This is a genomic window from Aetokthonos hydrillicola CCALA 1050, assembly GCF_017591665.1.
Taxonomy (GTDB): Bacteria; Cyanobacteriota; Cyanobacteriia; order Cyanobacteriales; family Nostocaceae; genus Aetokthonos; species Aetokthonos hydrillicola.
On record NZ_JAAKGC010000375.1, the window covers coordinates 1 to 1,598 of the forward strand.

1 protein-coding gene is annotated in these 1,598 nt (G+C 46.4%); it reads left to right on the forward strand.

All coding sequences use genetic code 11. From position 1 onward, the window contains the following. Window positions 1–168: 168 nt before the first annotated feature. Window positions 169–1,482: an NF041680 family putative transposase gene (locus G4P69_RS38065; RefSeq protein ID WP_208346298.1), complete on the forward strand. Its 1,314-nt coding sequence runs from the start codon at window positions 169–171 to the stop codon at window positions 1,480–1,482. Window positions 1,483–1,598: the final 116 nt, after the last annotated feature.

Sequence of the window (1,598 nt, forward strand, 5' to 3'; positions counted from 1 at the left end):
CTGGAGTTTGGACTAAAAGCTCAGACAGAAGCAAAGCACGGATAGAAGAAAAGATAAAAAATAGACATTAGTACTGAGGCGCGGATTGATTGTTAGAGAGGAAAGCAGTCAGAAGTTACACTGACTGCTGTAAAGTCAATGAATGTAAAGAAAAGTTCATTGACTCAGATGATCCTGACACAATTAGAAGAATTCCGGCAAGCAATCTACGGTGGTCTAGGTAAAGCAAGAGACGCAGTATTTGATCTGATGGATGCAGTGCTGACCAGTCCAACGATTCAATCATTTGTCAGTCTATCCCAAAATCCAGTGTTTAGGCGGTCTTGGCCGAGTGTCTATGCCGCACTGCATGACAGTCGTCCCAATAGAAGAAAACTGATGAATCTGCTGGTAACAAAGGTAAGAACTCAAGAGCAACCATTTCTCGCAGGAGATCATACCTTTTGGCCCAGACCAGACGCAAAGACGCTCAAGGAAAGGACTTTTAGTGGGGGCAAAGGAGTTAGTGCCAGTGTGGGACAAAGTTACAGTACGTTGGCGTGGATCCCAGAGGCAGATGGGAGTTGGGCATTACCCTTAAGACACGAGAGAATTACCAGCTTTGAAACCCCAACAAGTAGGGCAGCGTTTCAACTAAAGCTTGTAACTCGGCAGTTAGGAACTAGACCACTTGCTGCTTATGACAGAGGTTACGGCAACGCCAAATTTGTAAAGGCTACTGCTGGTATAGAAGCAGACTTATTACTCAGATTAGCGTCTAATAGATGTCTTTGGGGTAAACCCGAGACCAAAAAAGGTCGGGGCGCACCGCGTAAGCATGGTCATAAGTTTAAGCTGAACGACCCCACAACTTGGCCAGAGGCAGATGAGACTTTGATTGTTTCCGATCCAAAGGTTGGTCAGATCAAACTAATGCATTGGAGTGGATATCATTTTTTGGAATCTCCCAACACAGACATGGAGATCATCCGCGTCGAGGTGATTCAACCCGTGGGACGGAAGCGGAAATTCAAACCCTTATGGTTAGCTTGGCTAGGTCAGACGATGCCCGCATTAGAGGATTTCTGGCATAAATACTTACGTCGCTTTGCCTTGGAACATTGGTATCGCTTTGCGAAACAAAGGTTGCATTGGACACAGCCTCAATTAAGTTCGACTCAGGCAGCAGAACGATGGAGTGACCTGATGCCACTGTTAACTTGGCAATTATGGTTAGCGCGCGAAGCTTGCATTGACTGCCCATTGCCTTGGCAATCAACTCAGGATAAACTGTCTCCAGGGCGCGTAGCACAAGCGTTTCCACTAATTTTAGCTGCTATTGGTACTCCTGCTCAACCACCAAAAACCCGTGGAAAATCCCCCGGTCGTACTCTTGGACACCGACCACCCCCACGTCCTACTTACCCTACTGTAAAAAAACACGCATCTAAAAAAGCTAAAACCGAAGAATCACTGAATAAAGCCAACCCCACTGCTGCTTAGTTTCGGCTAATTTCTTGATCCTGCCGCTTGACTCAGCTTCAAATTTGAAGTTGAGTCCCTCTGTCCTGCCCTTGCTTGTTAACTGCTGGTCGAAACCGGATTAGTCCAAACTCCAG